The sequence below is a fragment of the Martinezella hainanensis genome (assembly GCF_900094555.1).
GTDB lineage: Bacteria > Pseudomonadota > Alphaproteobacteria > Rhizobiales > Rhizobiaceae > Rhizobium > Rhizobium hainanense.
The window spans coordinates 1,185,797-1,210,661 of sequence record NZ_FMAC01000001.1; the positions used below are offsets into that span (position 1 = coordinate 1,185,797).

22 protein-coding genes are annotated in these 24,865 nt (G+C 60.7%); 9 read left to right on the plus strand and 13 right to left on the minus strand.

All coding sequences use genetic code 11. The features are described from left to right. Window positions 1-30 precede the first annotated feature (30 nt). Window positions 31-1,404, minus strand: a complete 1,374-nt coding sequence (locus GA0061100_RS05730; protein WP_075851693.1) for a GH1 family beta-glucosidase — start codon at window positions 1,402-1,404, stop codon at window positions 31-33. Window positions 1,405-1,662: 258 nt separating this feature from the next. Here GA0061100_RS05730 and GA0061100_RS05735 point away from each other — a divergent pair, with 258 nt between their 5' ends. Continuing rightward, the gene (locus tag GA0061100_RS05735) at window positions 1,663-2,067 is read left to right on the plus strand and encodes a DoxX family protein (RefSeq protein ID WP_075851694.1); all 405 of its coding nucleotides are present in this window, start codon (window positions 1,663-1,665) and stop codon (window positions 2,065-2,067) included. A gap of 47 nt (window positions 2,068-2,114) precedes the next feature. On the opposite strand, the gene GA0061100_RS05740 is transcribed toward GA0061100_RS05735, so the two are convergent. The 5 genes from GA0061100_RS05740 to GA0061100_RS05760 form a co-directional block, all read right to left on the minus strand. Next, window positions 2,115-3,302 carry a Gfo/Idh/MocA family protein gene (locus GA0061100_RS05740; RefSeq protein WP_075851695.1) on the minus strand — a complete coding sequence of 396 codons (1,188 nt, stop codon included), beginning with the start codon at window positions 3,300-3,302 and terminating at the stop codon, window positions 2,115-2,117. Window positions 3,303-3,525: 223 nt separating this feature from the next. Beyond that, complete coding sequence (locus GA0061100_RS05745) at window positions 3,526-4,578, minus strand: sugar phosphate isomerase/epimerase family protein (protein ID WP_047628952.1); 1,053 nt, start codon at window positions 4,576-4,578, stop codon at window positions 3,526-3,528. 265 nt (window positions 4,579-4,843) lie between these two features. After that, window positions 4,844-5,791 carry a substrate-binding domain-containing protein gene (locus GA0061100_RS05750; RefSeq protein WP_075851696.1) on the minus strand — a complete coding sequence of 316 codons (948 nt, stop codon included), beginning with the start codon at window positions 5,789-5,791 and terminating at the stop codon, window positions 4,844-4,846. A 67-nt stretch (window positions 5,792-5,858) separates the two neighbouring features. Then, a complete protein-coding gene (locus tag GA0061100_RS05755) occupies window positions 5,859-6,869 on the minus strand; it encodes an ABC transporter permease (RefSeq protein WP_075851697.1) in 1,011 nt (336 codons plus the stop codon). Between the two features lie 61 nt (window positions 6,870-6,930). Beyond that, window positions 6,931-8,454: a sugar ABC transporter ATP-binding protein gene (locus tag GA0061100_RS05760; RefSeq protein ID WP_075851698.1), complete on the minus strand. Its 1,524-nt coding sequence runs from the start codon at window positions 8,452-8,454 to the stop codon at window positions 6,931-6,933. Between the two features lie 166 nt (window positions 8,455-8,620). Here GA0061100_RS05760 and GA0061100_RS05765 point away from each other — a divergent pair, with 166 nt between their 5' ends. Both GA0061100_RS05765 and GA0061100_RS05770 read left to right on the plus strand, forming a co-directional pair. Beyond that, window positions 8,621-9,646 (plus strand): LacI family DNA-binding transcriptional regulator, encoded by a 1,026-nt coding sequence (locus tag GA0061100_RS05765; protein WP_075851699.1) that lies wholly within the window; start codon window positions 8,621-8,623, stop codon window positions 9,644-9,646. Between the two features lie 12 nt (window positions 9,647-9,658). Next, window positions 9,659-10,063, plus strand: a complete 405-nt coding sequence (locus tag GA0061100_RS05770; RefSeq protein WP_075851700.1) for a VOC family protein — start codon at window positions 9,659-9,661, stop codon at window positions 10,061-10,063. On the opposite strand, the gene xylA is transcribed toward GA0061100_RS05770, so the two are convergent. From xylA to GA0061100_RS05795, 5 genes are all read right to left on the minus strand, one after another. Next, window positions 10,054-11,364 (minus strand): xylose isomerase, encoded by a 1,311-nt coding sequence (gene xylA / locus GA0061100_RS05775; RefSeq protein WP_075851701.1) that lies wholly within the window; start codon window positions 11,362-11,364, stop codon window positions 10,054-10,056. The genes GA0061100_RS05770 and xylA overlap by 10 nt on opposite strands. A 225-nt stretch (window positions 11,365-11,589) precedes the next feature. Further along, complete coding sequence (gene xylB / locus GA0061100_RS05780; protein WP_075851702.1) at window positions 11,590-13,047, minus strand: xylulokinase; 1,458 nt, start codon at window positions 13,045-13,047, stop codon at window positions 11,590-11,592. Window positions 13,048-13,084: 37 nt separating this feature from the next. Then, window positions 13,085-14,110 carry a LacI family DNA-binding transcriptional regulator gene (locus GA0061100_RS05785; RefSeq protein ID WP_075851703.1) on the minus strand — a complete coding sequence of 342 codons (1,026 nt, stop codon included), beginning with the start codon at window positions 14,108-14,110 and terminating at the stop codon, window positions 13,085-13,087. A gap of 148 nt (window positions 14,111-14,258) precedes the next feature. Further along, window positions 14,259-15,863, minus strand: coding sequence for a DHA2 family efflux MFS transporter permease subunit (locus GA0061100_RS05790; protein ID WP_075851704.1), 1,605 nt, complete (start codon window positions 15,861-15,863; stop codon window positions 14,259-14,261). A gap of 26 nt (window positions 15,864-15,889) precedes the next feature. Further along, entirely contained in the window at window positions 15,890-17,104 is a 1,215-nt protein-coding gene (locus GA0061100_RS05795) for an HlyD family secretion protein (RefSeq protein WP_075851705.1), read from the minus strand. Between the two features lie 163 nt (window positions 17,105-17,267). Between GA0061100_RS05795 and GA0061100_RS05800 the strand changes: the two genes are divergently transcribed. From GA0061100_RS05800 to GA0061100_RS05810, 3 genes are all read left to right on the plus strand, one after another. Beyond that, window positions 17,268-17,948, plus strand: a complete 681-nt coding sequence (locus GA0061100_RS05800; protein WP_075851706.1) for a TetR/AcrR family transcriptional regulator — start codon at window positions 17,268-17,270, stop codon at window positions 17,946-17,948. Between the two features lie 118 nt (window positions 17,949-18,066). Then, window positions 18,067-18,906: a GyrI-like domain-containing protein gene (locus tag GA0061100_RS05805; protein WP_075851707.1), complete on the plus strand. Its 840-nt coding sequence runs from the start codon at window positions 18,067-18,069 to the stop codon at window positions 18,904-18,906. A 131-nt stretch (window positions 18,907-19,037) separates the two neighbouring features. Further along, a complete protein-coding gene (locus GA0061100_RS05810) occupies window positions 19,038-19,781 on the plus strand; it encodes a TerC family protein (RefSeq protein ID WP_075851708.1) in 744 nt (247 codons plus the stop codon). 45 nt (window positions 19,782-19,826) lie between these two features. Here GA0061100_RS05810 and GA0061100_RS05815 read toward each other — a convergent pair whose 3' ends face one another. Then, the gene (locus GA0061100_RS05815) at window positions 19,827-20,237 is read right to left on the minus strand and encodes a hypothetical protein (protein ID WP_075851709.1); all 411 of its coding nucleotides are present in this window, start codon (window positions 20,235-20,237) and stop codon (window positions 19,827-19,829) included. Between the two features lie 361 nt (window positions 20,238-20,598). On the opposite strand from GA0061100_RS05815, the gene gltX reads away from it, so the two are divergent. Genes gltX through GA0061100_RS05830 form a run of 3 tightly spaced genes read left to right on the plus strand, consistent with a single transcriptional unit; the run spans window position 20,599 to window position 23,890 of the window. Further along, entirely contained in the window at window positions 20,599-22,056 is a 1,458-nt protein-coding gene (gltX, locus tag GA0061100_RS05820) for a glutamate--tRNA ligase (protein WP_075851710.1), read from the plus strand. 15 nt (window positions 22,057-22,071) lie between these two features. After that, a complete protein-coding gene (gene lysS / locus GA0061100_RS05825) occupies window positions 22,072-23,568 on the plus strand; it encodes a lysine--tRNA ligase (protein WP_075851711.1) in 1,497 nt (498 codons plus the stop codon). Between the two features lie 37 nt (window positions 23,569-23,605). Beyond that, window positions 23,606-23,890, plus strand: coding sequence for a hypothetical protein (locus tag GA0061100_RS05830; protein ID WP_075851921.1), 285 nt, complete (start codon window positions 23,606-23,608; stop codon window positions 23,888-23,890). 41 nt (window positions 23,891-23,931) lie between these two features. On the opposite strand, the gene GA0061100_RS05835 is transcribed toward GA0061100_RS05830, so the two are convergent. Then, complete coding sequence (locus GA0061100_RS05835; RefSeq protein WP_425298665.1) at window positions 23,932-24,720, minus strand: hypothetical protein; 789 nt, start codon at window positions 24,718-24,720, stop codon at window positions 23,932-23,934. Window positions 24,721-24,865: the final 145 nt, after the last annotated feature.

Sequence of the window (24,865 nt, forward strand, 5' to 3'; positions counted from 1 at the left end):
CGACCTCCCCCAAGGGAAGCTAGAACCGCATTAATCCGCTTTGTGGTTGCCCTTCGGGAACTGCGAGGCCAGCTCCCTGTACCACTTGCCGCTTTTCTTGACCGTGCGCACCTGGGTCTCGTAATCGACATGCACGAGGCCGAAACGCATGCGATAGCCTTCCGCCCATTCGAAATTGTCCATCAGGCTCCAGGCGAAGTAGCCGCGCATCGGATAGCCATCCTTGATGAGATCGGCGACGACACCGAGATGCTCGACATAGTAATCGAGACGTGGCTGATCATCGACCTCGCCGTTGACGACGCCCATATTGTAGCAGGCACCGTTTTCGGTGATGTAGCACTCCGGCAGTTCGTAGCGCTTGTTGAGATCCTCCACAACGTGCTTCAGGCCGGGCGAATAGACCTCCCAGCCGATATCCGTCCTGACGTCGCTGACCGGCGGTGCGTCCTTCGTCCAGGGGAAATCACCGCTCTTGGATGCGTCATCGGAGACGCGCATCGGCATATAATAATTCAGACCCCACCAATCGAGCTTCTGGTTGATGGTCTTCAGATCGCCATCCTCGATGACGGGCATGCGGTCGCCAAGCGCCTCGACGAACTCCTTCGGATATTCGCCCTTGAAGATCGGATCGAAGAAGGCGCCGTTATGGAACTGATGGGCGCGCTCGACGGCAGCCAGATCTTCGGGACGATCAGAGCCCGGCAGGACGGATGCAGCGTTGAGCACGATGCCGACGGGCACCTTCGGCGCCACCGAGCGGATCGCCTCGACGCCGAGACCATGCGCAAGGTTCATATAATGCATGGCGTAGAGCGCCGCCTGCATGTTGCGCTCGCCCGGCGCATGAATGCCGTAAAGATGGCTCAGCCAGACGATGCACCAGGGCTCGTTGAAGGTGGCAACCGAATCCAGACGGTCGCCAAGACGGGCCATGACGGTCTTGGCATAGCGCTGGAAGGCATGTGCGGTCGAGCGCGCCGTCCAGCCGCCATCGCCGGCAAGCGCCAGCGGCAGATCCCAATGGTAGAGGGTGGCGAAGGTCTTGATGCCGCGTGCCTTGCAGCCGTCGACGAGGCGATCGTAGAAATCGAGGCCGGCTTCGTTCACCGGACCGGTACCTTCGGGAATGATGCGCGGCCAGGCGATCGAGAAGCGATAGGCCTCGACGCCCATCTCCTTGATCAGATCGAGATCCTGCTCCAGCCGATTATAGTGATCGCAGGCGACGTCGCCATTGTTGCGCTGATAGACCCGGCCGGGCATGTTGGCAAAGGCATCCCATATGGAAGGCTTGCGGCCGTCGGCCTTGGTGGCGCCTTCGATCTGGAAGGCGGCGGTGGCAACACCGAATGTGAAATCGCCGGGGAAGCGATCGGCAAGAAGCTTCGGATCGATCATGATGAAAATCCCGTCTGTTATGGCTTCGTTGGCTGCGGTTTAACCAAGCTGCGTCTCAAAGTACAGTGCCGGCACAGGAAAACTGCAACGTTGCAGGTGTCGACAAATCACGCCGGCTCGCACCATTCCGTAAAATTTCGCCAGCAGCAGCAACACTCTTCGCACGGCTCGATAACAGCAATGTCAACAGTCGTGACTTGTCTTTCCAACGCGGATCAATTGAGGGTAGCGTCGAAACTTGACAACGAAAGGATACAAATGCTCCCTGCGCTCCACGCCCTCCACCCTCATCTGCTGAGCCTCCTGCGCATCGTCGCCTCGCTCGTGCTCTTCAGCTATGGAACGCAGAAGGTGCTGCATTTCCCAGCAGCTGAAACGGTGCCACCTGTAGGATCGCTGTCCTGGATCGCCGGCCTGCTGGAGCTCACCCTCGGCTTCCTTGTCCTGATCGGCTTTCAGACGAGGCTTGCTTCGTTCATCCTGTCAGGCCTGATGGCCTTCGCTTATTTCCTGGCTCACGCGCCGAAGAGCTTTTATCCCGCGCAGAACGGCGGCGTCTCCGCCATCCTCTTCTGCTTCATCTTCCTGTTTCTCGCCAGCGCCGGCGGCGGCCCGCTGAGCATCGACGCGCTGACGAAGCGCAAGCAGCAAGCTGCGACCTGAACAAGCAGGTTCGAGGCGGTTTCTCCGCCTCGAACCTTATCTAAAGCTTAGAGCTTGACCCAGGCGCCGTTGCGCTTGGACGAGGCAACGCAAGCCTCGACGAAAGCCACGCCCTTCACGCCATCATCGACGGTCGGATAGATCACGGCCGGATCGACCGCCACGCCCTTCTTGCGGGCATTGATGGCGCGCGCCGCCTCGGTATAGATCGTGGCAAACGCTTCCAGATAGCCTTCCGGATGGCCCGACGGGACGCGCGAGACACGCGCCGCGGCGGCACCCGAACCGGCGCCATTGCGGGTAATCAACCGCTTCTGATCGCCGAACGGCGTGTACCACAGATAGTTCGGATCGGCCTGCGTCCACTCGATGCCGCCCTTGGTGCCATAGACGCGCAACTTCAGGCCATTCTCATGACCGGGCGCCACCTGGCTGCACCAGAGCATGCCCTTGGCCGGCTTTTCCTTGCCCTTCGCCTTGAAGCGCAACAGCACATGGCCGTTGTCGTCGAGACGGCGACCTTCGACAAAGCTGTCGAGATCGGCGGCGAGGCTGTCGAGTTCAAGGCCGGTGACGAAGGATGCGAGGTTATAGGCATGCGTGCCGATATCGCCGGTGGAACCGCCGACGCCCGACTGGGCCGGGTCGGTACGCCATGCGGCCTGCTTCTGGCCGGACTGCTCGATGTTCTCCGTCAACCAATCCTGCGGATATTCCGCTTGCACGATACGGATATCGCCGAGCTCGCCATTGGCGATCATCTCGCGCGCCTGGCGGATCATCGGATAGCCGGTGTAGTTGTGCGTAAGGATAAAGAGCGCACCGCTCTCGTCGGCCACCTTCTTCAGCTTCTTGGCGTCGGCGAGATTGGAAGTCAGCGGCTTGTCGCAGATGACATGAATGCCGCGACGCAGGAATTCCTTGGCGGCGTCATAATGCACATGGTTTGGCGTGACGATCGAAACGGCTTCGATGCCGCTCTTCAGCTTGGCTTCGCGGATCGCCATGTCGCGATAGCTCGAATAGGTGCGCGAGGGATCGAGACCGAGGTCACGGCCGGAAGCGATAGCCTTGTCCGGTGAAGACGAAAGCGCGCCGGCGACGAGGTCGAACTGGTCGTCAATGCGCGCCGCAATGCGATGCACCGCGCCGATGAATGCGCCGGCGCCGCCGCCCACCATGCCAAGCCGAATGCGCGGCTCCCGCGTCTGTTCCGATGATCCTTCGATTGCCATTTTGTCCTCCTGAATGAATTGAATTGTTTGAACGCGATCGCCTGCCGCAATCGTCCCCTCTCCCCGCCGGCGGGGAGAGGGTCAGGGTGAGGGGCCGAGCCTTCTGCAAGCTCTGAATTGGTGGAAATATCGAGAAGGCCCCTCATCCGTCCTCAAGCGATTTCGCTCCGCTCCATCGTTTGAGTCCACCTTCTTCCCGCAATTGCGGGGAGAAGGGTTTGGATTACAGCCCCAGCATGCGCCGGTTGGCCGCCTGGTCCGTGCCGCTGCCGGCGAAGTCGTCGAACGCCTTTTCCGTGACGCGGATGATGTGCGCCTTGACGAATTCGGAGCCTTCGCGGGCGCCGTCTTCTGGATGCTTCAGCGCACATTCCCATTCGACCACGGCCCAGCCGTCGAAATTATTGGCGGTCATCTTGGAGAAGACGGCGCCGAAATCGACCTGGCCGTCGCCGAGCGAACGGAAGCGGCCGGCACGCTCAACCCAGCCCTGGTAACCGCCATAGACGCCCTGGCGTCCGGTCGGATTGAACTCCGCATCCTTGACGTGGAACATCTTGATGCGATCCTTGTAGATGTCGATGTTCTCGAGATAATCGAGGCACTGCAGGACATAGTGCGAGGGATCGTAGAGCATGTTGGCACGCGGATGGTTCTTCACGCGCTCGAGGAACATCTCGAAGGTGATGCCGTCATGCAGGTCTTCGCCCGGATGGATCTCGTAGCAGACGTCGACGCCGTTTTCGTCGGCATGGTTGAGGATCGGCGTCCAGCGGCGAGCAAGCTCTTCGAAAGCGGTCTCGACGAGGCCAGCCGGGCGCTGCGGCCAGGGATAGATGAAGGGCCAGGCGAGCGCGCCCGAGAAAGTCGCATGCGCCTTGATGCCGAGATGCTTCGACGCCGTCAGCGCCATCTTCACCTGCTCGACGGCCCATTCCTGGCGAGCCTTGGGATTGCCGCGTACTTCCGGAGCGGCAAAGCCGTCGAAGGCTTCGTCATAGGCAGGGTGCACGGCAACAAGCTGGCCCTGGAGGTGGGTGGAAAGCTCGGTGACCTCGACGCCGTTGGCGCGGGCGACACCGGCGAATTCGTCGCAATAGTCCTTGGAGGAAGCCGCCTTCTTCAGGTCGATAAGCTGGCTCGCCCAGGTCGGAACCTGCACGCCGACATAGCCGGCATCGGCAGCCCATTTCGTGATCGAATCCCACGAGTTGAACGGCGCCGCATCGCCGGCGAACTGGCCAAGAAACAGGCCTGGCCCCTTGATCGTCTTCATCTGTAATTCCTCCCTAATCGCGTTCTGTAAACGTTTCCGATGCCTTTCGGACCCATATCCGGGGCGGCTTTGATGCCGTAACCTCAAAAAACTATAGGGTCTTCAGGATGAAAGTCGAATGCCTTGCGACCTAATCACGGCACGCCGCAGACGGCAAGAGGTACGTGCCGCAAAATTTCCATCCGCGTTGAGACGAGCCGGTAACGTACTTAAAAAACGCCCGCCGAAACCGGCGGGCGCCTGGCAAAATCAACCGAATGACCGATCAGAACGGTGAATCGGGGAAGTAGAAGTCCTTGGCATTGTCCTTGGTGACGAGCGTCGCATCGAGGATGTAGTTGCCGCGAACCGGAACCTGGTCGTAGAAGTTGGCAGCCGTCAGTTCCATGGCGGTGCCGACCATCGCCGGCGGATAGAGCACGTCGACGGGGATCAGCTTGTCGCCGTCCATGACCTTCTTGATCATGTCCTTCGAACCGGCGCCGGCGATGACATACTTGATGTCGGTGCGCTTGGCCTGCTCGATCGCCTGCAGCACGCCGACGGCCATGTCGTCATCCTGGCACCAGACGACATCGATCTTCGGGAACTTGGTCAGGTAATCCTGCATGACCTTGAAGGCGTCGTCGCGGTTCCAGTTGCCATACTGGCGGTCGAGAACCTTGACGTTCGAGCCGGCAATGCCCTTGTCGAAGCCGTCCTGACGCTGCTGGTCGATCGGGATCGGCAGACCACGGATGATGACGACCTGCGCGTCCGGCGTGTTCTTCTTGATGTATTCGCCAGCGGTCTGGCCAAGCGCCGGGTTGTTGCCGGCAACATAGAGGTCACGAACGGAATTGTCGTTGTTGCTCGGCGCGCGGTCGACGAGCGTCACGAACTTGCCCTTGTCCTTGACTTCCTTGATGGCGTTGACGAGCGGGTCCGGGTCGGACGGCAGGATCACGAGAGCGTCGATGCCCTGGGTCTCAAGGTCCTGGACCGCATTGGCCTGGCTTGCGGCATCGGGCGAGGTCTTGACGATGACGTTCAGCCCCGGATGCTCCGCCATCAACAGCTTGGCGACACGCTCGGCGTGGAACACCACGCCCGAGGTCCAGCCGTGGTCGGCGGCCGGAATGGAAACGCCGATCGTCACCTTCTTGTCTGCGGCATGCACGGTGCCCGCCAGAGCCGCCATCAGGACGGCCACACCCAATAGTCTTTTTCGCATTTTATCCTCCCACAAAGAAACAGGGCTTTGTCCTGATGACCGGGCGCCCCCCTTACCCGGTTATTCGCTATTTGCGAGCCAGCGAGCGCTGAACCAGCATGGCGATGATGATGATCGCACCCTGGATGGCGCTGAGCAGATACTCGCTGATGAAATTGGAAAGCAGCATGATGTTGCCGACGAGTTCGAGAATGAAGGCGCCGCAGATCGTGCCCCAAACCCTGCCCGCGCCGCCTTTCAGCGCCGTGCCGCCGACGACGACGGCCGTGATCGCCTGCAGCTCCCACAGGCTGCCCGTAGTCGCCGACGTCGAGCCGAGCCGCGGCACATAGAGAAGCACTGCAATGGCAACGCAAAATCCCTGGATGACGAAAGCGATGGTGCGCACGCCATTGACCGCCACGCCGGAGTAACGGGCAACGTCACGGTTGGAGCCGACCGCAATCACATGCCGTCCGTAGCGGGTGCGGTAGAGAATGAAGGCCGCAATGCAGGTGATGACGAGGATGACCAAAATCGGCACCGGCACGCCGAGCACAGTGCCGTAATAGGCGGGCTTGTAGAGCGCCTGAATATCCGCCGGCCGCAGGGTGATGGCGCCGCCCTGCGATAGCCAGGTCGTCAAGCCGCGATAGACGCCCATCGTGCCGAGCGTCGCGATGAACGGCTCAATCTTGCCCATGGTCGTAATCAGCCCGTTGGCGAGGCCGCATAGGAGACCGGCAACGATCGAGAACAACACGGCTGCCGCCAGCATCATGGCCGGGTCGGCGATGACGCCCGAATTCATGAACAGGATCATCAAGCTGGCGACGAAGGCGACCATCGCGCCGACGGACAGATCGAGATCGCCGGCGGAAATGACGAAAGTCGCACCGACCGCGGTGATGGCGATGAAGGCGCATCTCGTCGCGACATTGGTGAGATTGGTGATGCCGATGAAGTTCGGATTGACCAGTGCGCCCACGATCAGAAGCAGCACCAGTGCCGCAAACGGCGCAACGGCCCTGAGATCGACATCCCGCCAGGAACGCCCTCGCCGACCGGCCTTGCCGCTGCTGTCTTCGCCCACGCTCATAACCAAAACCAACCTCCCGTCCCATGATTGCAGGGAATTCGCCCTGCTCTCCGCCGCCCCTTCAGGCCGCCGTCTTTTTCTTCAGGCCCGCCGCATAACGCATGATTTCCTGCTCGGAGATCTCCTCGCCTTCGAGCACGCCGACGATCCGTCCCTCGCGCATGACGGCAATCCGCGTGCAGAGCCCGATAACCTCGGGCATTTCCGAAGAGATCACGATGATCGAATGGCCGTCGCGCGCCAGCGCCGAAATGAAATGATAGATCTGCTGCTTCGTGCCGACATCGATACCACGCGTCGGCTCGTCGATGATGATGATCTGCGGCTCCGTCTCCATGACCTTCGCCAGAAGCAACTTCTGCTGATTGCCGCCGGACATGCGGCCGGCAACGATATTGCCGTCCCGCACCCGGATGTCGAAGCGACGGCGCGCCCGCGTCAATGCGTTTGCTTCGCTGGAGGCGCTGAGATAACCGAACTTGCCATGCCGATCGAGCGATTGCAGCGTCAGATTGACCGCCATGCCCGAGTTCAAAAGCAGGCCCTTGGATTTGCGGTCCTTGGTCATATAGGCAAGGCCGGCACCGATCGCCGCATGCACGTCATGCGGGGGCACGGTCTGACCATTGGCGATGACGTCCCCGGATACACGCGAGCGCAGACCGACGATCGCCTCCATCAGCTCGGTGCGGCCGGAGCCGATCATGCCGGAGAAACCCAGTATCTCGCCCTTACGCAGCTCGAAACTCGCATCATGGACATAGCCTGTCGAAAGTGCGCTGATGCTGAGCACCACCTTCTCGTCGACATCCGGCTCGTTTTTGGCCGGATAGAGGCTGGAAAGCTCACGCCCGACCATCAACTGCGCAATCGATTCGCCATCGAGCAGCGAGGTCGGCGATGTCTTCACCCATTGGCCATCGCGCAACACCGTGACGCGATCGGTCAACTCCATGACCTCGTCGAGCTTGTGGGAGACGAAGACGAAGCTGGTTCCCTGGTCGCGCAGCTTGCGCACCTGCTTGAAGAGAAAATTGGTTTCCTCGCGCGACAGAACGGCGGTCGGCTCGTCCATGAAGACGATGCGAGCATCGCGGCTGATCGCCTTGGCGATCTCGACCATCTGCTTGTCGGCGATCGAGAGCGAGCTGATCATCGCATTCTCGTCGACATGCGAGCCGAGGAGATCGAGCACGCGCCGCGCTTCCGCCCGCATATACCTGCGATCGAGCACGCCGAATCGCGTGACTTCACGGCCGAGAAACAGGCTCTCGGTGACGGTCAGGTGCTCCGCAAGATTGAATTCCTGGTGGATGATGACAATGCCGAGCGCTTCGGCAGCACCGTTCGGCGGCAGCTTCACCGACTTGCCATCGAGGAGGATTTCACCTGATGTCGGCTGCTCGAAACCGGACAGGACCTTGACGAGTGTCGATTTGCCGGCGCCGTTTTCGCCCATCAACGCATGGATTTCGCCGGCCCGAAGATCGAAGTTGACGCTGAACAGCACCTGCACGCCGCTGAAGGATTTGGATACCCCTCTCGCAGACAGCACGACAGTACCGTCGACGGCTTCCGAACTCATTGAATCCTCCCTGCGGTCCCACCCGCTTTCCATGGTATGTAAACCTTTACATAACCTGTGTAAAGGTTTACATCGTTGGATATCTTACAAATTTTCGTCGTCACCTTTGACCTCCACGTAAGTCTGTGTAGTCTCCAGCGCAGACGAGACCCCAAGGCAGAGCGCAGTGTCGAATTCCACGCCCGCAACTATCGAAGACGTCGCCCGAATTGCCAATGTTTCGATAGCAACGGTTTCGCGGGCCATTCACACACCGGAGAAAGTCGCCAATTCAACGCGGCTGAAAGTCAATCAGGCTATCGCCGTCACCGGCTATACGACCAATGCCATGGCGCGCAGCCTGAGGCTCGGTCGCTCGAATATGATTCTGGTTGTCGCGCCGGATATCGGCGACCCCAATTTCTCCAATATTCTGATCGGCCTGGAGAATGAAGCACGCTCCCACGGCTATGGCATCCTTATCGGCCATACGCAGAACGATGCGCAGCGCGGGCTGGAATATCTGAAATTCCTGAACTCCAACCAGGCGGCGGGGCTGATCCTCTTTACCGGCATCCTGCCCTTCGGGCATCAGACGATGACGGCGCGGCTGCCGCCGAGCGTCGGCGTCTTCGAGCCGGTTTTCAACGGCGGCATTCCCTATGTCGGCGTCGACGATATCGCTGGCGCCCGCAAGGCCGTCGACCTTTTGATTGCCGAAGGCCACCGCAAGATCGCCTTCATCGGCGATTCCCGCACCCGTCTCGCCTACAGCCGCCGGCGCATGGGCTATGAAGCCGGGCTGGATGCCGCCGGCATCGGTCATGACGTCCGCATCGTCCTGGACGGTGACGGCACCATCGAGAGCGGGCGGCTGGCGGTCGAGCAGCTCTTCATGCGCGACACCCTGCCGACGGCCTTCATGTGCGTCAACGATCAGACCGCGATCGGCGTGATGATCGGCCTGAAAACACGCGGCTATGACATCCCCGAGGATTTTTCGGTGACGGGCTTCGATGACGTGCCGCAAGCCGTCTTCATGACGCCATCGCTGACGACCATCCGGCAGCCGCGCACCGCCATCGGCAAGCACGCGATGGCGCTGCTGCTGGAACTGCTTTCGGATGGCGAGCCGCCCGAAACGGAAATCCTGCTGCGGCCGGACCTCGTCGTGCGAAACTCGGTTGCGGCTCCGGCACGCCTCCGGCGATAGGCAGGCGCCGCGATGCCGCTCGGCAGAATCACCCTTTACGTCCGCGATGTCGAAACGACGGTAAGCTTTTACGAGAGATATTTCGGCTTTAGGCCGCTCCGTCTGGAGGGAGACCGGATCGTCGAAATGCTGGCATCGGATGGCGGCGCCAATCTGCTGATCCATCCGGCGGGCAAGGCGCAGAAAATGGGCCAGGTGCTGGTAAAACTGGTCTTCGACGTCGAGCATGTCGAAGCTTTCCGCGCGAGATGCGCCGAAAGGGGACTGGAATTCGGCCCCGTGCATCAGGCCGATGGGTATGTCTTCGCCAATGCCAAGGACCCCTCGGGAAATCCGATAGCCATTTCCAGCCGTGCATTTCGGTGGAAGTCGGGAGGCGATGAAGCACCGCCTCCCGAGCCTGTCGATCAAACGTAACGATTGACGACGTTTTCCAACAGTTCCTGCTTGCCGGATTTCGGCTGCGGGTTGACGTCCTTGGTCTCGACCCACTGGGCGATCTGGTCGAGCGAATACTCGCCGCGCAGCAGCTTCTGGCCTTCGGCCGAATCCCAGCCGGCGTAACGGTCGGCGAGCGGCTTGGAGAGCGCCTTGTCCTCGATCATCTTGGCGGCAGCCTTCAGGCCGCGGGCGCAGCAATCCATGCCGCCGATATGGCCGATGAGCAGATCTTCCGGATCGAGCGACTGACGGCGCAGCTTGGCGTCGAAGTTCGTGCCGCCGGACTTGAAGCCGCCGCCCGCCAGAACCTGATAGTAAGCCAGCGTCATTTCCGGAACATTGTTCGGGAACTGGTCGGTATCCCAGCCCGACTGATAGTCGTTACGGTTCATGTCGATCGAACCGAAGATGCCGAGCGCGTTGGCAAGCGCCAGTTCATGCTCGAAGGAATGGCCGGCAAGGATCGCATGGCCCTGCTCGATATTGACCTTCACCTCGTTTTCCAGGCCATTCTTCTTCAGGAAGCCGTAAACCGTGGCAACATCGTAATCATACTGATGCTTGGTCGGCTCCTGCGGCTTCGGCTCGATCAGGATCGTGCCCTTGAAGCCGATCTTGTGCTTGTACTCGACGACGAGATTGAGGAAGCGGCCCATCTGGTCCAGCTCACGCTTCAGGTCGGTGTTGAGCAGCGTCTCGTAGCCTTCGCGGCCGCCCCAGAGGACGTAGTTCTCGCCGCCGAGCTTGTGGGTGGCGTCCATGCAGGTCTTCACGGTCGCGGCCGAGAAGGCGAAGACGTCCGGATCCGGATTTGTCGCGGCGCCCGACATGAAGCGGCGGTTGGAGAAGAGGTTCGCCGTGCCCCAGAGCAGTTTCACGCCCGTGTCAGCCTGCTTCTTGGCGAAGTAGTCGACGATCTCGTTGAGGTTCTTGGTGTTCTCGGCAAAATTCTTGCCTTCCGGACGCACGTCGGCATCGTGGAAGCAGTAGTAGGGGGAGCCGAGCAGGCTGAAGAATTCGAAGGCGACATCGGCCTTCAGCTTGGCGGCTTCCATCGTCTCGTTGAACCAGGGACGAAGGAAGGTCTGGCCGCCGAAGGGATCGCCGCCCGGCCAGGTGAAGGTGTGCCAATAGGCGACGGCGAAACGCAGATGCTCTTCCATTCGCTTGCCGGCAACGACTTCGTCCTTGTTGTAATAGCGGAAGGCGAGCGGATTGGTGCTATCCGGGCCTTCATATTTTATCTTGCTGATGTCACCAAAAAATCCGGTGCTCATGTCTCATCTCCTTGGGTTTGGTATTTCGGTATTGTTTGTTCGCGCCGTGCGGCGTTGCCCCTCACCCTAGCCCTCTCCCCGCTTGCGGGGAGAGGGAACGACCTCTGTATCCCCGCCGAGCAAAGCGTTAGGGGCGGGCAGTAGGCGCCTCTTTCCCCTTCTCCCCGTCAGAACGGGAGAAGGTGCCCGACAGGGCGGATGAGGGGCTCCCATGCGCACGCTATTTCAATGCTCCGACAGCGGCCTGATCGCCGGATAAACCGCCCGATAGCGCTTGTAGGCATCCACATAGGCCTCCGTCAGCGACGCCACGGGATCGATGGTGCCGGCCGTCTGCGGCGGGGTGCAGACCGCGACTGGATCGGCGCCGGTCGCCGCGATCAGGCCGAGACGGGCAGCGCCGAAGGCTGCGCCGAAATCGCCATCGGCCGGCAGGTCGACGGGGACACCGAGAGCGGTTGCGATCGAGGCCAGCCAGTAGCGCGAGCGCGAGCCGCCGCCGATCGCCGTCACGCGCGCAATGTCGGTGCCAGCCGAGCGCAGTGCTTCCAGATTGTCGCGAATGGCGAAGGACACGCCCTCGAGCACGGCCTGCGTCAACACGGCACGGCCGCTTTCATGACCGAGACCGATGAAGGCGCCACGGATCGTCGCGTCATTGTGCGGCGTACGCTCGCCCGAGAGATAGGGAAGGAAGGTGACGCTTGTCGGCGCCTTCAGCGTCTCGCCGAGCTCGGTGGTGAGTTCGGCGGCGGACTTGCCTGTCACATGCGAATGCCAGTTCAGCGCATCGGTCGCCGAGAGGATGACGCCCATCTGGTGCCAGGTGTTGGGCAGCGCGTGGCAGAAGGCATGGACGGCGCTTTCCGGTTTTGGCAGATAGGAGCCGTTGGCGGCAAAGAGCACGCCCGATGTGCCGAGCGAAACGAAGGCCGCGCCGTGGCTCACCGTGCCCATGCCGCAAGCCGAGGCCGCATTGTCCCCTGCCCCGCCGGCAACGACGACATCGCCATCGATACCCCATTTCGAGGCCAGCTCGCCGCGCAGCTTGCCGGCTACTTCGGTCCCTTCGACCAGCGTCGGCATCTGCTTCTCATCGAGATTGGTCGCGGCCAGCAGCTCGGAAGACCATTTGCGCTTGCCGGTATCGAGCCAGGAGGTGCCGGCGGAGTCGGACATCTCCGACATATGCTCGCCCGTCAGCCACAGGCGCAGATAATCCTTCGGCAGCAGCACCCAGCGCACCCTGGCGAAAATCTCCGGCTCATGCTTGGCGACCCATGCAAGCTTCGGCGCGGTGAAACCGGGGAAGACGATATTGCCGGTCAACGCGCGAAAACGGGGATCGGCATCCAGCGCGGCAGCCTCGTGATAGCTGCGGGTATCGTTCCAGAGAATGCAGGGACGCAGCACCTTGTCATCGGCATCGAGCAGCGTCGCGCCATGCATCTGGCCGGAAAGGCCGACCCCGCGTACGGCCGCCAGTTCCTTCGGATGCGCCGCCCTCAATCCGGCAACGGCTTCCTCGGTCGCCCGGACCCAGTGGGCAGGATCCTGCTCCGACCAGCCGGGATGCGGACGCGAGACGTCGAGCCCGCCATTGGCGGAGCCGATGATCTTCTGATTGCCATCGATCAGCATGGCTTTGACGCCGGAGGTTCCGAGATCGAGACCCAAATACATCAGATGTTACTCCCTATGCTCTGCCGCGTTCGAATGCTCAGGGCAGATTGTCCTTCAAGAAAATGTCGAGGCGGATGCGCTCCTGATCGGCGATGACGGCCTGCCCGTCGGCGGTCGCCTTCATGACGCGAATGGCGCTGCGGACCTCATGGCCGGCATCCTGATTGAGGACAGCATCGATCGTACCCTCCACCAGCGCCGCCCTCGTATGCTGCGTCAGCTCGTGCACGACGACAGTCAACTCACGCTCGGGCCGGACGGCCTTCAGGGCCGCGATCAGGCCGCGATTGCCGGCGCCGAGGCTGTAGATGCCGATAATATCCTTGCGTTCGGAGAGAGCCTTGGAAATGAGCGTTTTCGTCCGCTCGGGATCGTCGCGCCCTTCGAGCACAGGCAGCAGCCGCAGCTTGGGAAATTCCTCCGCCATGACAGCCGAAAAACCCTGCAGGCGCTCGCGATGGTCGCGCACCAGCATCGAGCCGGCAAGAACGGTAATGTCGCCTTCACGGCCGCCCAGGAAACGACCGAGTAGTCGAGCGGCGGTCCGGCCGGCGGCGATATTGTCGATGCCAGCATAGTGATGCCGGGCGGAATCGGTGAGGTCCGAGACCAGCGTGACGACGGGAATGCGCTCAGACACGAGCCGGTCGACCGCAGCTCTGACCTCCGGCGCATCGGTCGCCACCAGGGCGACACCGGCGATATTCTGCCCCTGCAATGCATCAAGCGCCGCAACCAGGGACGGCACGTCAAAAGCCGGCACCTCGACGATGCGAATATCGGTGCGCTCGATGCTGGCGCGCAAGGTCGCATGATGCACCTCTAAACGCAGCCCGTGCATGAAGGAATTATCGCCTGTCGGCACGATGAAGACGAGAGGATAGACGCGGCCCTTGGCCAGATTGGCGGCAGCGACATCGCGGATATAGCCGATCTGGCGAATGGCGGCTTCCACCTTCTCCCGCGTCACCAGCCGCACGCCCGGGCGCTGGTTCAAGACGCGGTCCACGGTGGCGAGGCTGACGCCGGCAGCTGCGGCAATGTCATGCACGGTCGGTCTCATGGCTCCTCCTGCCGCAATCCTTACTGCGATTTTTGATGTACGTAAATCAAAAATTTCTGACCGCTGGATTTTCCGGCAGCGACCACAAATAAAAAAGGCCCCTCGCGAGGAGGGGCCATGCCTTGGGAGCATTCTTGTAAGAACCGGATCAGTGGCCTCCGCCACCGCCGCCGCCTGCGGCACCCGGCTTGCTGAGCATCAGAACGCCGAGAATCATCGCCAGGAACAGCACGGTCAGCATCAGGAAAATATCCCCGAAGGACATGACGACCGCCTGCTGCGTCGCCATGTTGACCATCTGCTTCAGTGCAGCCTGATCGCCATTCAGGCCGGCGGCATTGAAGCTGGCGGCCATATTGTTCAGCTGATCGACAGCCACCTGGTTGCCCCAATGAATATGGTCGCGCAGGTTGAAGTAATGCTGGTCCTGCCGGTTCGTCAAAAGCGTGTTGATGATTGCGAGACCGACGGCGCCGCCGAGGTTACGCGTCAGGTTGAACAGGCCTGACGCACCGCGCATGCGGGCGGGCGGCATGGTTCCAAGCGCGATATTGTTGATCGGCACCATGCACAGCATCAGGCCGAAGCCGCGCAATATCTGCGGGATCATCAGCTCCCAGAAATCCCAGTCCACCGTCAGGTGCATCATGATGTAGGTACCGGCCGAGAAGCTGGTGAACCCGATGATCATCAGGATGCGCAGGTCGACCTTGCTCGACAGGAAACCGGCAAGCGGCGCCGTGAAGAACATGGTGAGGCCGGAGACGAACATCGTCTCGCCGATCTGCAGCGAATCGTAGCCACGAATGCGCGCGAGATAGAGCGGATAGATATAGGTGAGGCCGTAAAGGCCGATACCCATGACGAAGGAGAACATCGACCCGAAGGAGAAGTTCTTGTTCGTGAAGGCCCTGAGATCGACGACGGGGAATTCGACCGTGAAGGCACGGTAGAAGAAGATCACGGCGCCGATGGCGGAAGCGATGGCACCGGCGACAATATAATTGTCGTTGAACCAGTCGTTCGTGTTGCCTTCTTCGAGCACATATTCCAGCGCGCCGAGGAAAACGCCCATCGAAATCAGACCCCACCAGTCGAACTTCTTCATCAGCGACAGTTCGGGCTTGTCGAAATCGATGAAATTCCAGGTGACGATGGCAACGACGATACCGGGGGGGATATTGACCAAGAACAGCCAGTGCCAGGAGAAGGCGTTGGAGAGGTAACCACCGACCGTCGGGCCGATGGTTGGCGCGAGCGTCGCGATCAGGCCGATGATCGGCGAGACGACGTTGCGCTTGGAGGGCGGGAAGATCGTGAAGGCCGCCGCGAAGACCGAGGGGATCATGCCGCCGCCGATAAAGCCCTGCAGGGCGCGGTAGATGATCATCTGGTCGATGTTGGTCGCGGTCGCGGCAAGCGCGCTCGCTGCTGTAAAGCCCGCGGCCGAGATCGCGAACAGATAGCGCGTCGAAATGATGCGCGCCAGCGTTCCCGACAGCGGGATCATGATGACTTCGGCGATCAGATAGGCCGTCTGCACCCAGCCGATTTCATCCGAGCCGGCGCTGAGACCGGCCTGGATTTCGCTGAGCGAGGCTGAAACGATCTGAATGTCGAGGATCGACATGAACATGCCGAGCACCATCGCCAGGAAGGCGATGAGCTTTCTCGTGTCGATATGATCCGCCGCGGGCGCGGCGGGACCGGCCGCGCGTGGGGGCGACCCGGCTGTAGTGCTGGCGGACGACATGGCGCGTCTCTCCCGAGCTTGATCGCTTACTTGTCCGGTGCCGTGCGGGTATCGACGTCGACAACGACGCTGAGGCCTGCGCGCAGACGGCCGGTATTGAGCGCATCCTGCGGCAGTGCGATGCGGACAGGCACGCGCTGGATGATCTTGGTGAAGTTACCCGTCGCGTTTTCCGGCGGCAGCAGCGAGAAGACCGAGCCGGAGGCCGGCGAGATCGACTCGACGGTACCGACGATCGGATGGTCGCTATAGGCATCGACGTGAACATTGACCTTGGAACCGGGAACCAGGTGCTGGATCTGCGTTTCCTTGAAGTTCGCGTCTATATAGAGCTGTCGGATCGGCACGATCGCCATCAGCTTCTGACCGGGCGAGACGAGATCGCCTTCCTGGACAGAGCGATTGCCGACGATGCCGTCATAGGGCGCCTTCAGCACGGTGAAGGACAGATCGCGAGCAGCCTTGTCACGGGCGGCTTCGAGGCCCTTGATCGTGCTTTCGGCCTGGCGACGCTGTGCCTGCAAGAGGTTGATGTTGGCCTGTGCGGATGCGATGGCGGCGTCGCCGCCGACCAGATTGGCCTTGGCCTGATCAAGCGCGATATTGGCGCTATCCAAAGCGGCCGTGGTGCCGACCGACTTCGATTGCAGCTCAGCAGCACGCGTCTGGGTGATCTGGGCGCCGCGGACCGTGGCTTCCAGGGCAACCTTCTGCGCCTGCGACTGGGCAAGGGCTGCCTGGCCGGCAGCGATCTGTGCATCGATGGTATGGAGCGAAAGCTGTTCGGTATCGAGCGAGGCCTGAGCCTGGCCGAGCGCCAGCTTGTAGTCGCCGTCATCGAGCGTTGCGAGCACGTCGCCGGCCTTGACCTGCTGGTTGGCGACGACATTTACCTTGGCGACATAGCCTGTGACCTTCGGCTGAATGGTCGCGATATCGCCGCCGATATAGGCATCGTCGGTCGACACCATGAACCGGCCGTTCGTCCACCAGTCATAGCCATACCAGCCGCCAGCTGCGAGAGCTGCGACCAGAATGATTGGAAAAGCCAGGCTGCGCCGCTTCTTTTCCGGCGGCGGTGGGGCCGCAGGGGCCGGAGCAGCAGGCGCAGCCTGGGCGGGGGCCGGGGTGCTGCGCGTCTCGGCAACAGGGGCATCCGCAGGCGCATTTACGTCCTGAGCTTCAGCCTCTGCATCAGCATCCACGATGCGCGCTACATTGTTTCCATGACTTGACGACATTTCCCTACCACCGAAAATCTTGGCAAATTAATCGAACCGAACGGTTCGGTTCAATTGACATAGAGCCTTTTTCATTCCATATCAAGAGATATCGAACTGAGCGGTTCGATTTAATTGGCGAGTATGTTGAAGAATCAGAAAAAGTGATTGATTGAAGGAGACGATGAAACACGAACCGCAAAATATCGCTGTATTGAACGCGCCTGCACCAGGCTCCGGTGGACGCTGGGCGGCCGGCGAAGATCCGGCCAAGCGTCATCAAATTCTCGAAGGCGCGAAACGTGTCTTTATGAAGATGGGCTTCGATGCGGCGAGTATGAACGATGTCACGCGTGAAGCGGGTGTTTCAAAGGGCACTCTCTACGTCTATTTCGCCAACAAGGAAGATCTGTTCGCCGCCATGATGGAGAGCGAGCGTACCCATTTCGTCAACCTCGTGCGCAACGCACTTGCAGACGAAGCGGATGTCACGACGTCTCTTTATGATTTCGGCATCGTATTCGTAACGCACGTCACGTCAGACAAGACCATCAGCGCCATGCGCACGGTCATCGGCGTGCGCGAACGCATGCCCTCCCTCTGTCAGCGTTTCTTCACCGGCCCGGAAAACCTGCGCACGGTGTTGCGTGGCTTCCTTGAGCGACAGGTCGCGGCCGGGCATCTCAAGATCGACGATTTCGACATGGCTGCCCGCCACTTCCTCGAAATGGCCAGCGGCGGCTACTTCAAGCTGCGGCTCTTCGGAGACATGGACGAACCGCCGTCGAAGGACGAGATCGATTATGTCGTGCGTGGTGCCGTACGCGTCTTCCTGGCGGGTTACGGTCCCGATCGCAAGGATTAGGAAAAACGGGCATCCCCTGTTGCCGGCAAATGCGTAGTGATCCAACTCCGCAATGGCGATCAAGCGTCGCGTCTGTCGGAAGCCTAAGACTGGTCCGGCAACCAGGGGAGTTAGAGACATGAGCGCGATCGGCAGAGCCATATGGTTTATCGAAAGCCATTTTGCATCCGACATCTCGCTCGATGAGATTGCGGAAACAGCCGGACTGTCCCGCTATCATCTCTCGCGCGTCTTCGGCATGACGACGGGCCATTCGATCAGCGGCTATATCCGAAGCCGTCGCCTCAGCGGGGCGGCTCTCGCGCTGACCGACGGCTCCTCCTCCATTCTCCAGGTTGCCCTCGATGCCGGCTACGGCTCGCACGAGGCCTTCACCCGTGCCTTCCGCGAGCAATTCGGCATGACGCCCGAAAACCTGCGCAAGCAAGGTCACGTTCGCAACCTCGCTCTACAGGAGCCGATCAGAATGGACGATACCCGCCTTCCCAAACTCGACGCACCGCGTTTCGAAACCCACCCCGCAATGCTGCTTGCCGGCCTTGCGGAAACCTACGCCTATGAAGCAACAGAGGCGATCCCCTCGCTCTGGCAGAAATTCAACCAGCATTTCGGCCATATTCCCGGCCAGGTCGGGAACGTCGCCTATGGCGTTTGTACACAGGCAGACGAAGGCAGCGAGGGCTTTCGCTATATGTCGGCAGCCGAAGTCTCCACCACGGACGACCTCCCCGAGGGTTTCGTGACGACGAAACTGCCGCCGCAGCACTATGCGATCTTCACGCATCGCGGCCACATCTCCGGCATCTCCGCCACCGTGCATCAGATCTTCGGCGAATGGCTGCCGCAATCCGGGCAGCATCATGCCGGCACGCCCGACATGATGGAACGCTACGACGACCGCTTCGACCCGCGCACCGGCATGGGCGTGACGGAAATCTGGATACCCTTGAAAGCCTGAACATGCGCCCGCCGTCATGAAAATGGCGGCGCCGCTTGTACGAACCACGGCACTCCTTACATTACGGCCATTCTGGAGAGGCCGGGCTGGGGGTCAGCATCGGCGAATGCTGATCAAAGGGGGCATCGTCAATGGATATTATGGGGCTGATACAGGACCCGGGTGCGTGGGTAGCGCTCGTCACGCTTGTCGTGATGGAGGTGGTCCTCGGCATCGACAACCTCATCTTTATCTCGATCCTGACCAACAAGCTGCCGCCCGAACATCGCGACAGAGCCCGCAAGATCGGCATCGGCCTCGCCCTCATCATGCGCCTCGCCCTGCTCGGCACCGTCGCCTGGATCGTGCAGCTAACCCAGCCCGTCTTCGAACTTTTCGGCCAGGGCTTCTCCTGGAAGGACATGATCCTGATCGGCGGCGGCCTCTTCCTTGTCTGGAAGGCGACCAAGGAGATCCATCACAATGTCGATCCGCAGGAGCACGGCGAGGATTTCATCGCCAAGTCGACGACATCGACCTTCGCCGCTGCGATCGGCCAGATCCTTCTGCTTGACCTTGTCTTCTCCGTCGACAGCATCATCACCGCCGTCGGCATGACGCCGCACTTGCCGATCATGTTCGTCGCCGTGATTGCCGCAGTTACCGTCATGCTGGTCGCGGCCAACCCGCTTGCCAATTTCATCGAGAAGAACCCGAGCATCGTCATGCTGGCGCTCGCCTTCCTGCTGATGATCGGCACGACGCTGATCGCCGAAGGCATGGGCGTGCATGTTCCCAAGGGCTATATCTACGCCGCCATGGCCTTCTCAGCCCTCGTCGAAGTGCTCAACATGATGGCACGCAACCGCCGGAAAAAGGCATCCGGCGGCCATTAATCGAAAGAACTGCACCCGCTGGCGGGTGCAGTTCCATTAGACCGATCAGTCCTGGACGTGCACATCGACCCATTCGCCGATATCGCCGCGGCCATAAATGTCGACCTTGATCCAGACATTGCCGCGAACGATGTAGTTCCCGGCATCGTCGGCGATATTGCCGTTTGCCAGCATCGCTTCCAGCTTCTGGCGATTGGACGGCAGCGAGAAGAAACTATCGCCCTGGTCGCCGCGGTCGCGACGGCGATAGGCATGATAGTTGGCACGATCCTGACGGATGATCTGCCAGGGTGCAGTCAGGCGTTCGCCCTTGGAATTATAAAGGTCGTCGTTGCCGATATAGGCCCGATAGGATTCAATCAGGCGCGCAGAACTGTCGCGCGTGATGGTCGACTGGGCCGCGGCGGCGTCGACCATCGAGACCGTCAATAACAAGCTCAAAATCAATTTCTTCATTGTATCCTCGCGGTGAACGATTGAAGACCTATTTCGCCACTGCCGCGAAAATTGCAAATCAAATTCGGCAAGCGTAAGGCTTTCGTCCCGAAGCCCTTACGAAGGGTAAAGGTGTTTCGAGAATTCTGGAAGCCGGCTTTTTTCGATGCGGGGTAATGTCTTGGACGCCCTCGCCAGCTCTTGCGGCGCAGTTTCCCTTGACGTCACCCGTTGAATATGGCCTAAGGCCAGCCATACGGAAAACGCAGGATTGAAGCGGCAAGCCGCCCTTTTCCGGCCGGTTTTCTGATCCAGATAGACATTTTCGGCTGGACGGCGCTTGTCCCAAGCGCGGCCCGGCCTTTTATGACGGGCAAACAAAATGACCACTTCAGGCGTTCGCGTCCGCATCGCACCCTCCCCCACCGGCGAGCCGCATGTCGGCACCGCTTACATCGCGCTGTTCAACTATCTCTTCGCCAAGAAACATGGCGGCGAGTTCATCCTGCGCATCGAGGATACCGACGCGACCCGCTCCACCCCGGAATTCGAGACCAAGGTTCTCGATGCGCTGAAATGGTGCGGCCTCAAATGGTCCGAAGGCCCGGATATCGGCGGCCCCTACGGCCCCTATCGCCAGAGCGACCGCAAGGAACTCTACAAGCCCTATGTCGAGCAGATCGTCACAAACGGACACGGTTTCCGCTGCTTCTGCACGCCGGAGCGTCTGGAGAAGATGCGCGAGGCGCAGCGCGCCGCCGGCCTGCCGCCAAAGTATGACGGCCACTGTCTGAACCTCACGGCCGAGGAAGTTTCGACGCGCGTTGCTGCCGGCGAGCCGCATGTCGTGCGCATGAAGATCCCGACAGAAGGCAGCTGCAAGTTCCATGACGGCGTTTATGGCGACGTGGAAATCCCGTGGGATGCCGTCGACATGCAGGTCCTCCTGAAGGCCGATGGCATGCCGACCTATCACATGGCCAACGTCGTCGACGACCATCTGATGAAGATCACCCATGTCGCTCGCGGCGAAGAATGGCTCGCCTCGGTGCCGAAGCACATCCTGATCTATCAGTATCTCGGCTGGGAAGCGCCTGTTTTCATGCACCTGTCGCTGATGCGCAACGCCGACAAATCGAAGCTGTCGAAGCGCAAGAACCCGACATCGATCTCTTATTACACCGCCCTCGGCTACATCCCCGAAGCGCTGATGAACTTCCTCGGCCTGTTCTTCATCCAGATCGCCGAAGGCGAAGAGCTCCTGAGCATGGACGAGCTTGCCGAAAAGTTCGATCCGGAAAACCTCTCCAAGGCCGGCGCGATCTTCGACATCCAGAAGCTCGACTGGCTGAACGGCCGCTGGATCCGCGAGAAGCTGTCGGAAGAGGAATTCCAGCAGCGGGTTCTGACTTGGGCGATGGAAAACAGTCGCCTGCAGGAAGGCCTGAAGCTGTCGCAGTCGCGCATCACCAAGCTTGGTGAATTGCCTGACCTCGCCGGCTTCCTGTTCAAGTCCGACCTCAACCTCGATCCTTCCGCCTTTGCAAAGATCAAGTCGACGCCGGAAGAACTGCTGGAAATCCTGAACACGGTGCAGCCGGATCTCGAAAAGATCCTCGAATGGAATGTCGAGACGATCGAAGCCGAGCTGCGCGCCATCGCCGACCGCATGGGCAAGAAGCTGAAGGTCATTGTCGCCCCGCTCTTCGTCGCCGTATCGGGCTCCTCGCGCTCGCTACCGCTTTTCGATAGCATGGCGATCCTGGGCCGCTCCGTCGTGCGCCAGCGGCTGAAACTTGCCGCGCAGACCGTTGCGACCCTCGTCGGCCCGAAGAACTGAACCGGACTTAGAACCATGAACGACAAGACCGAAACCGCTACCCTCTCCTCCGACGCAACGGAAGTTCGCGCGCAGAAGCTGAAGCTGCTGCGCGAGCAGATCGGCGACGTCTATCCGGCGCATTTTCACCGGACGCTGACCAATGCCGAACTCGCCGCGAAATACGAGGGCCTGGAGCCGGATACGGAAACCGGCGATGTCGTCACCGTTGCCGGCCGTGTCTATTCCTCGCGCAACTCCGGCATGTTCATGGACATCCATGACGCCTCGGCCAAGATCCAGATCTTCAGCCACAAGGACGTGACCTCGGAAGAGGCGCGCAGCCTGCTGCCGATGATCGATATCGGCGACATCATCGGCGTCACCGGCGTCGTGCGCCGCACCAAGCGCGGCGAGCTGACGATCAATGCGCAGCAGATCACCATGCTGACCAAGTCGCTGCTGCCGATGCCGGAAAAGTGGCACGGCCTGTCCGATATCGAGCTGCGCTACCGCAAGCGCCACCTCGACATCATGACCAACGAGGAATCGAAGCTCCGCTTCCAGCAGCGCAGCCGCATCGTTTCGGGCATCCGCCGTTTCATGGAAAATGACGGCTTCATGGAAGTCGAAACGCCGATGCTGCACTCGGTTTACGGTGGCGCCACCGCCGAACCGTTCAAGACGCATCACAATACGCTGAAGCTCGACATGTACCTGCGCATCGCGCCGGAACTGTTCCTGAAGCGCACGCTGGTATCCGGCCTCACCGACAAAGTGTTCGAGATCAACCGCAACTTCCGCAACGAAGGCGTCTCCACCCGGCACAATCCCGAATTCACCATGATGGAGTGTTACTGGGCCTACGCCGACTACGAGGACATCATGGACCTCGTCGAGCGCCTGTTCTCGACGCTCGCCATGTCGATCCACGGCAGCACGGAATTCGCCTTCGGCGACAAGCAGATCTCCTTCAAGGGTCCGTTCCGCCGCGTGCCGATGCCAGACGCCGTAAAGGAAGCGACCGGCATCGATTTCCTCGCGATCAAGACCGACGAAGAAGCCCGCGCCGCTTCCAAGGCCGCCGGCTTTGCCGTCGAGAAGGACGCCACCTGGGGCGAATGCCTCGCCTTCATCTTCGAAGAGAAGGTCGAGGGCACGCTGATTCAGCCGGCGCACGTCACGCATTTCCCGAAGGACATCTCTCCCTTCGCCAAGGAAGTGCCGGGCGAACCGCGCCTTGTCGAGCGCTTCGAGACCTATTGCAACGCCTGGGAACTCGGCAACGCCTTCTCGGAACTCAACGATCCGGAAGAGCAGCGCGCCCGCATGGTCGAGCAGCTCGAGCAGGCGCATGCGCGCGGCGAAAAGCAGAAGGAACTGGACGAGGAATTCCTCGACGCGATCGATCAGGGCATGCCGCCGGCAGGCGGTCTCGGCATCGGTGTGGACCGCCTCATCATGCTTTTGACCAACTCGCCCTCGATCCGCGACATCATCCTCTTCCCGGCCCGTCGCAACAAGGCGGATTGAGACCGGTTCGATCCTTCGAACATAAAAGGTGCGTATCATGACGGATAAAGAGATATCGGCCGCAGATGCCGACAGCGAGCATCAGCGTCTTGCCGACCTCGCGGAGCTTGGCGACATCGATCTCTCGCAATATGCACCGGGAACGTTTGGCTGCCACGAGGCGATGCATACGGCGTCGGTCATGCTCGACATGACCGACGATCAGTTGCTGCTGCATCCGGCCATTCTGGCCAATCCCGACTTCTATCGTCTTGCGGGCGAAGTTCACGAGGCGCTCTTCGCGCTCTACCAGGCTATCGGCGAGAAACATCTGGCGGAATGAGGCTATTGCCTTTCCACCCGATAGCGCAAATCCGGTTTTGGTCAGTTGGTGACGGGCGAGCGGCGGTCGGCGGCACCCGTCATGGTCGGGTCCAATCCCGGTGACGGGCTTTTTCCCTTGGCCCCGGCATCGGCTCCGATGAAATCACCGTTTGCATCATAGCCCGGCTGCACATTGCCTGTCGATTTCGGTTCCGGCAGCTGCGGCTTGGCATCGTGCCCCTCCGCCTGATTTGCGGCCGCCTTCTCTTCTGCGGCGATCGCAGCCTTCATCTTGTCCTTCTTGGCGTCACCGCCATTGTCTGCCGCCAGCGCATTGTCGCAGTCGGCCAGATTCTTCAACCCGGCGATCGCCGCATCGATATCCTGCGGCAGCATGTTGATCTGCTCGCCATAAAACAGGCCGGCATTGCTCGCACCGCCATCATAGTAGCGTGCCGTCAGCGGTGCCTCGGAGCCGCCATCGACAAGCCGGTCGGGATGGGCCACATAGACGACATCGGCGCCAAGCGCCCGACCACGCAGATCGGAACGCAGCGTTGGGCCATTCCTGTCGAGAACCACAACCTGAACGAGATCTGGCTTCTGTTCCTGGTAAACAGCCTTGGCAACCCGGAGCGCGGTCCTGACCCGCGTCAGCCCGTCCGTCGGCTCGGTACGAATATATTTGCGAACCCAGAAACGGTTGTCCTTGCGGATCGTGACGAGATTGACGTCCGTGCACTGAAGCCCGTTGGGAGACGCGGAGGCGAGGCCGAGCAGCCTGTCCTTGCCGACATAAAGCGCCAATACGCCGGAGCAGCCTATGAGAAAGGCCACTCCGCCGATCATGACGACAAATTTCCGGGGTATCCGGAAAATGTGCAGTAAGGCGCTCACGCCAACTGCTCCAGCATAGACCACTCCAAGCCGACAAAAATGATCAACCCTCACGTTAGGGAATTGGCGTTTCGGAATACTTAAAACTGAGGTGAAA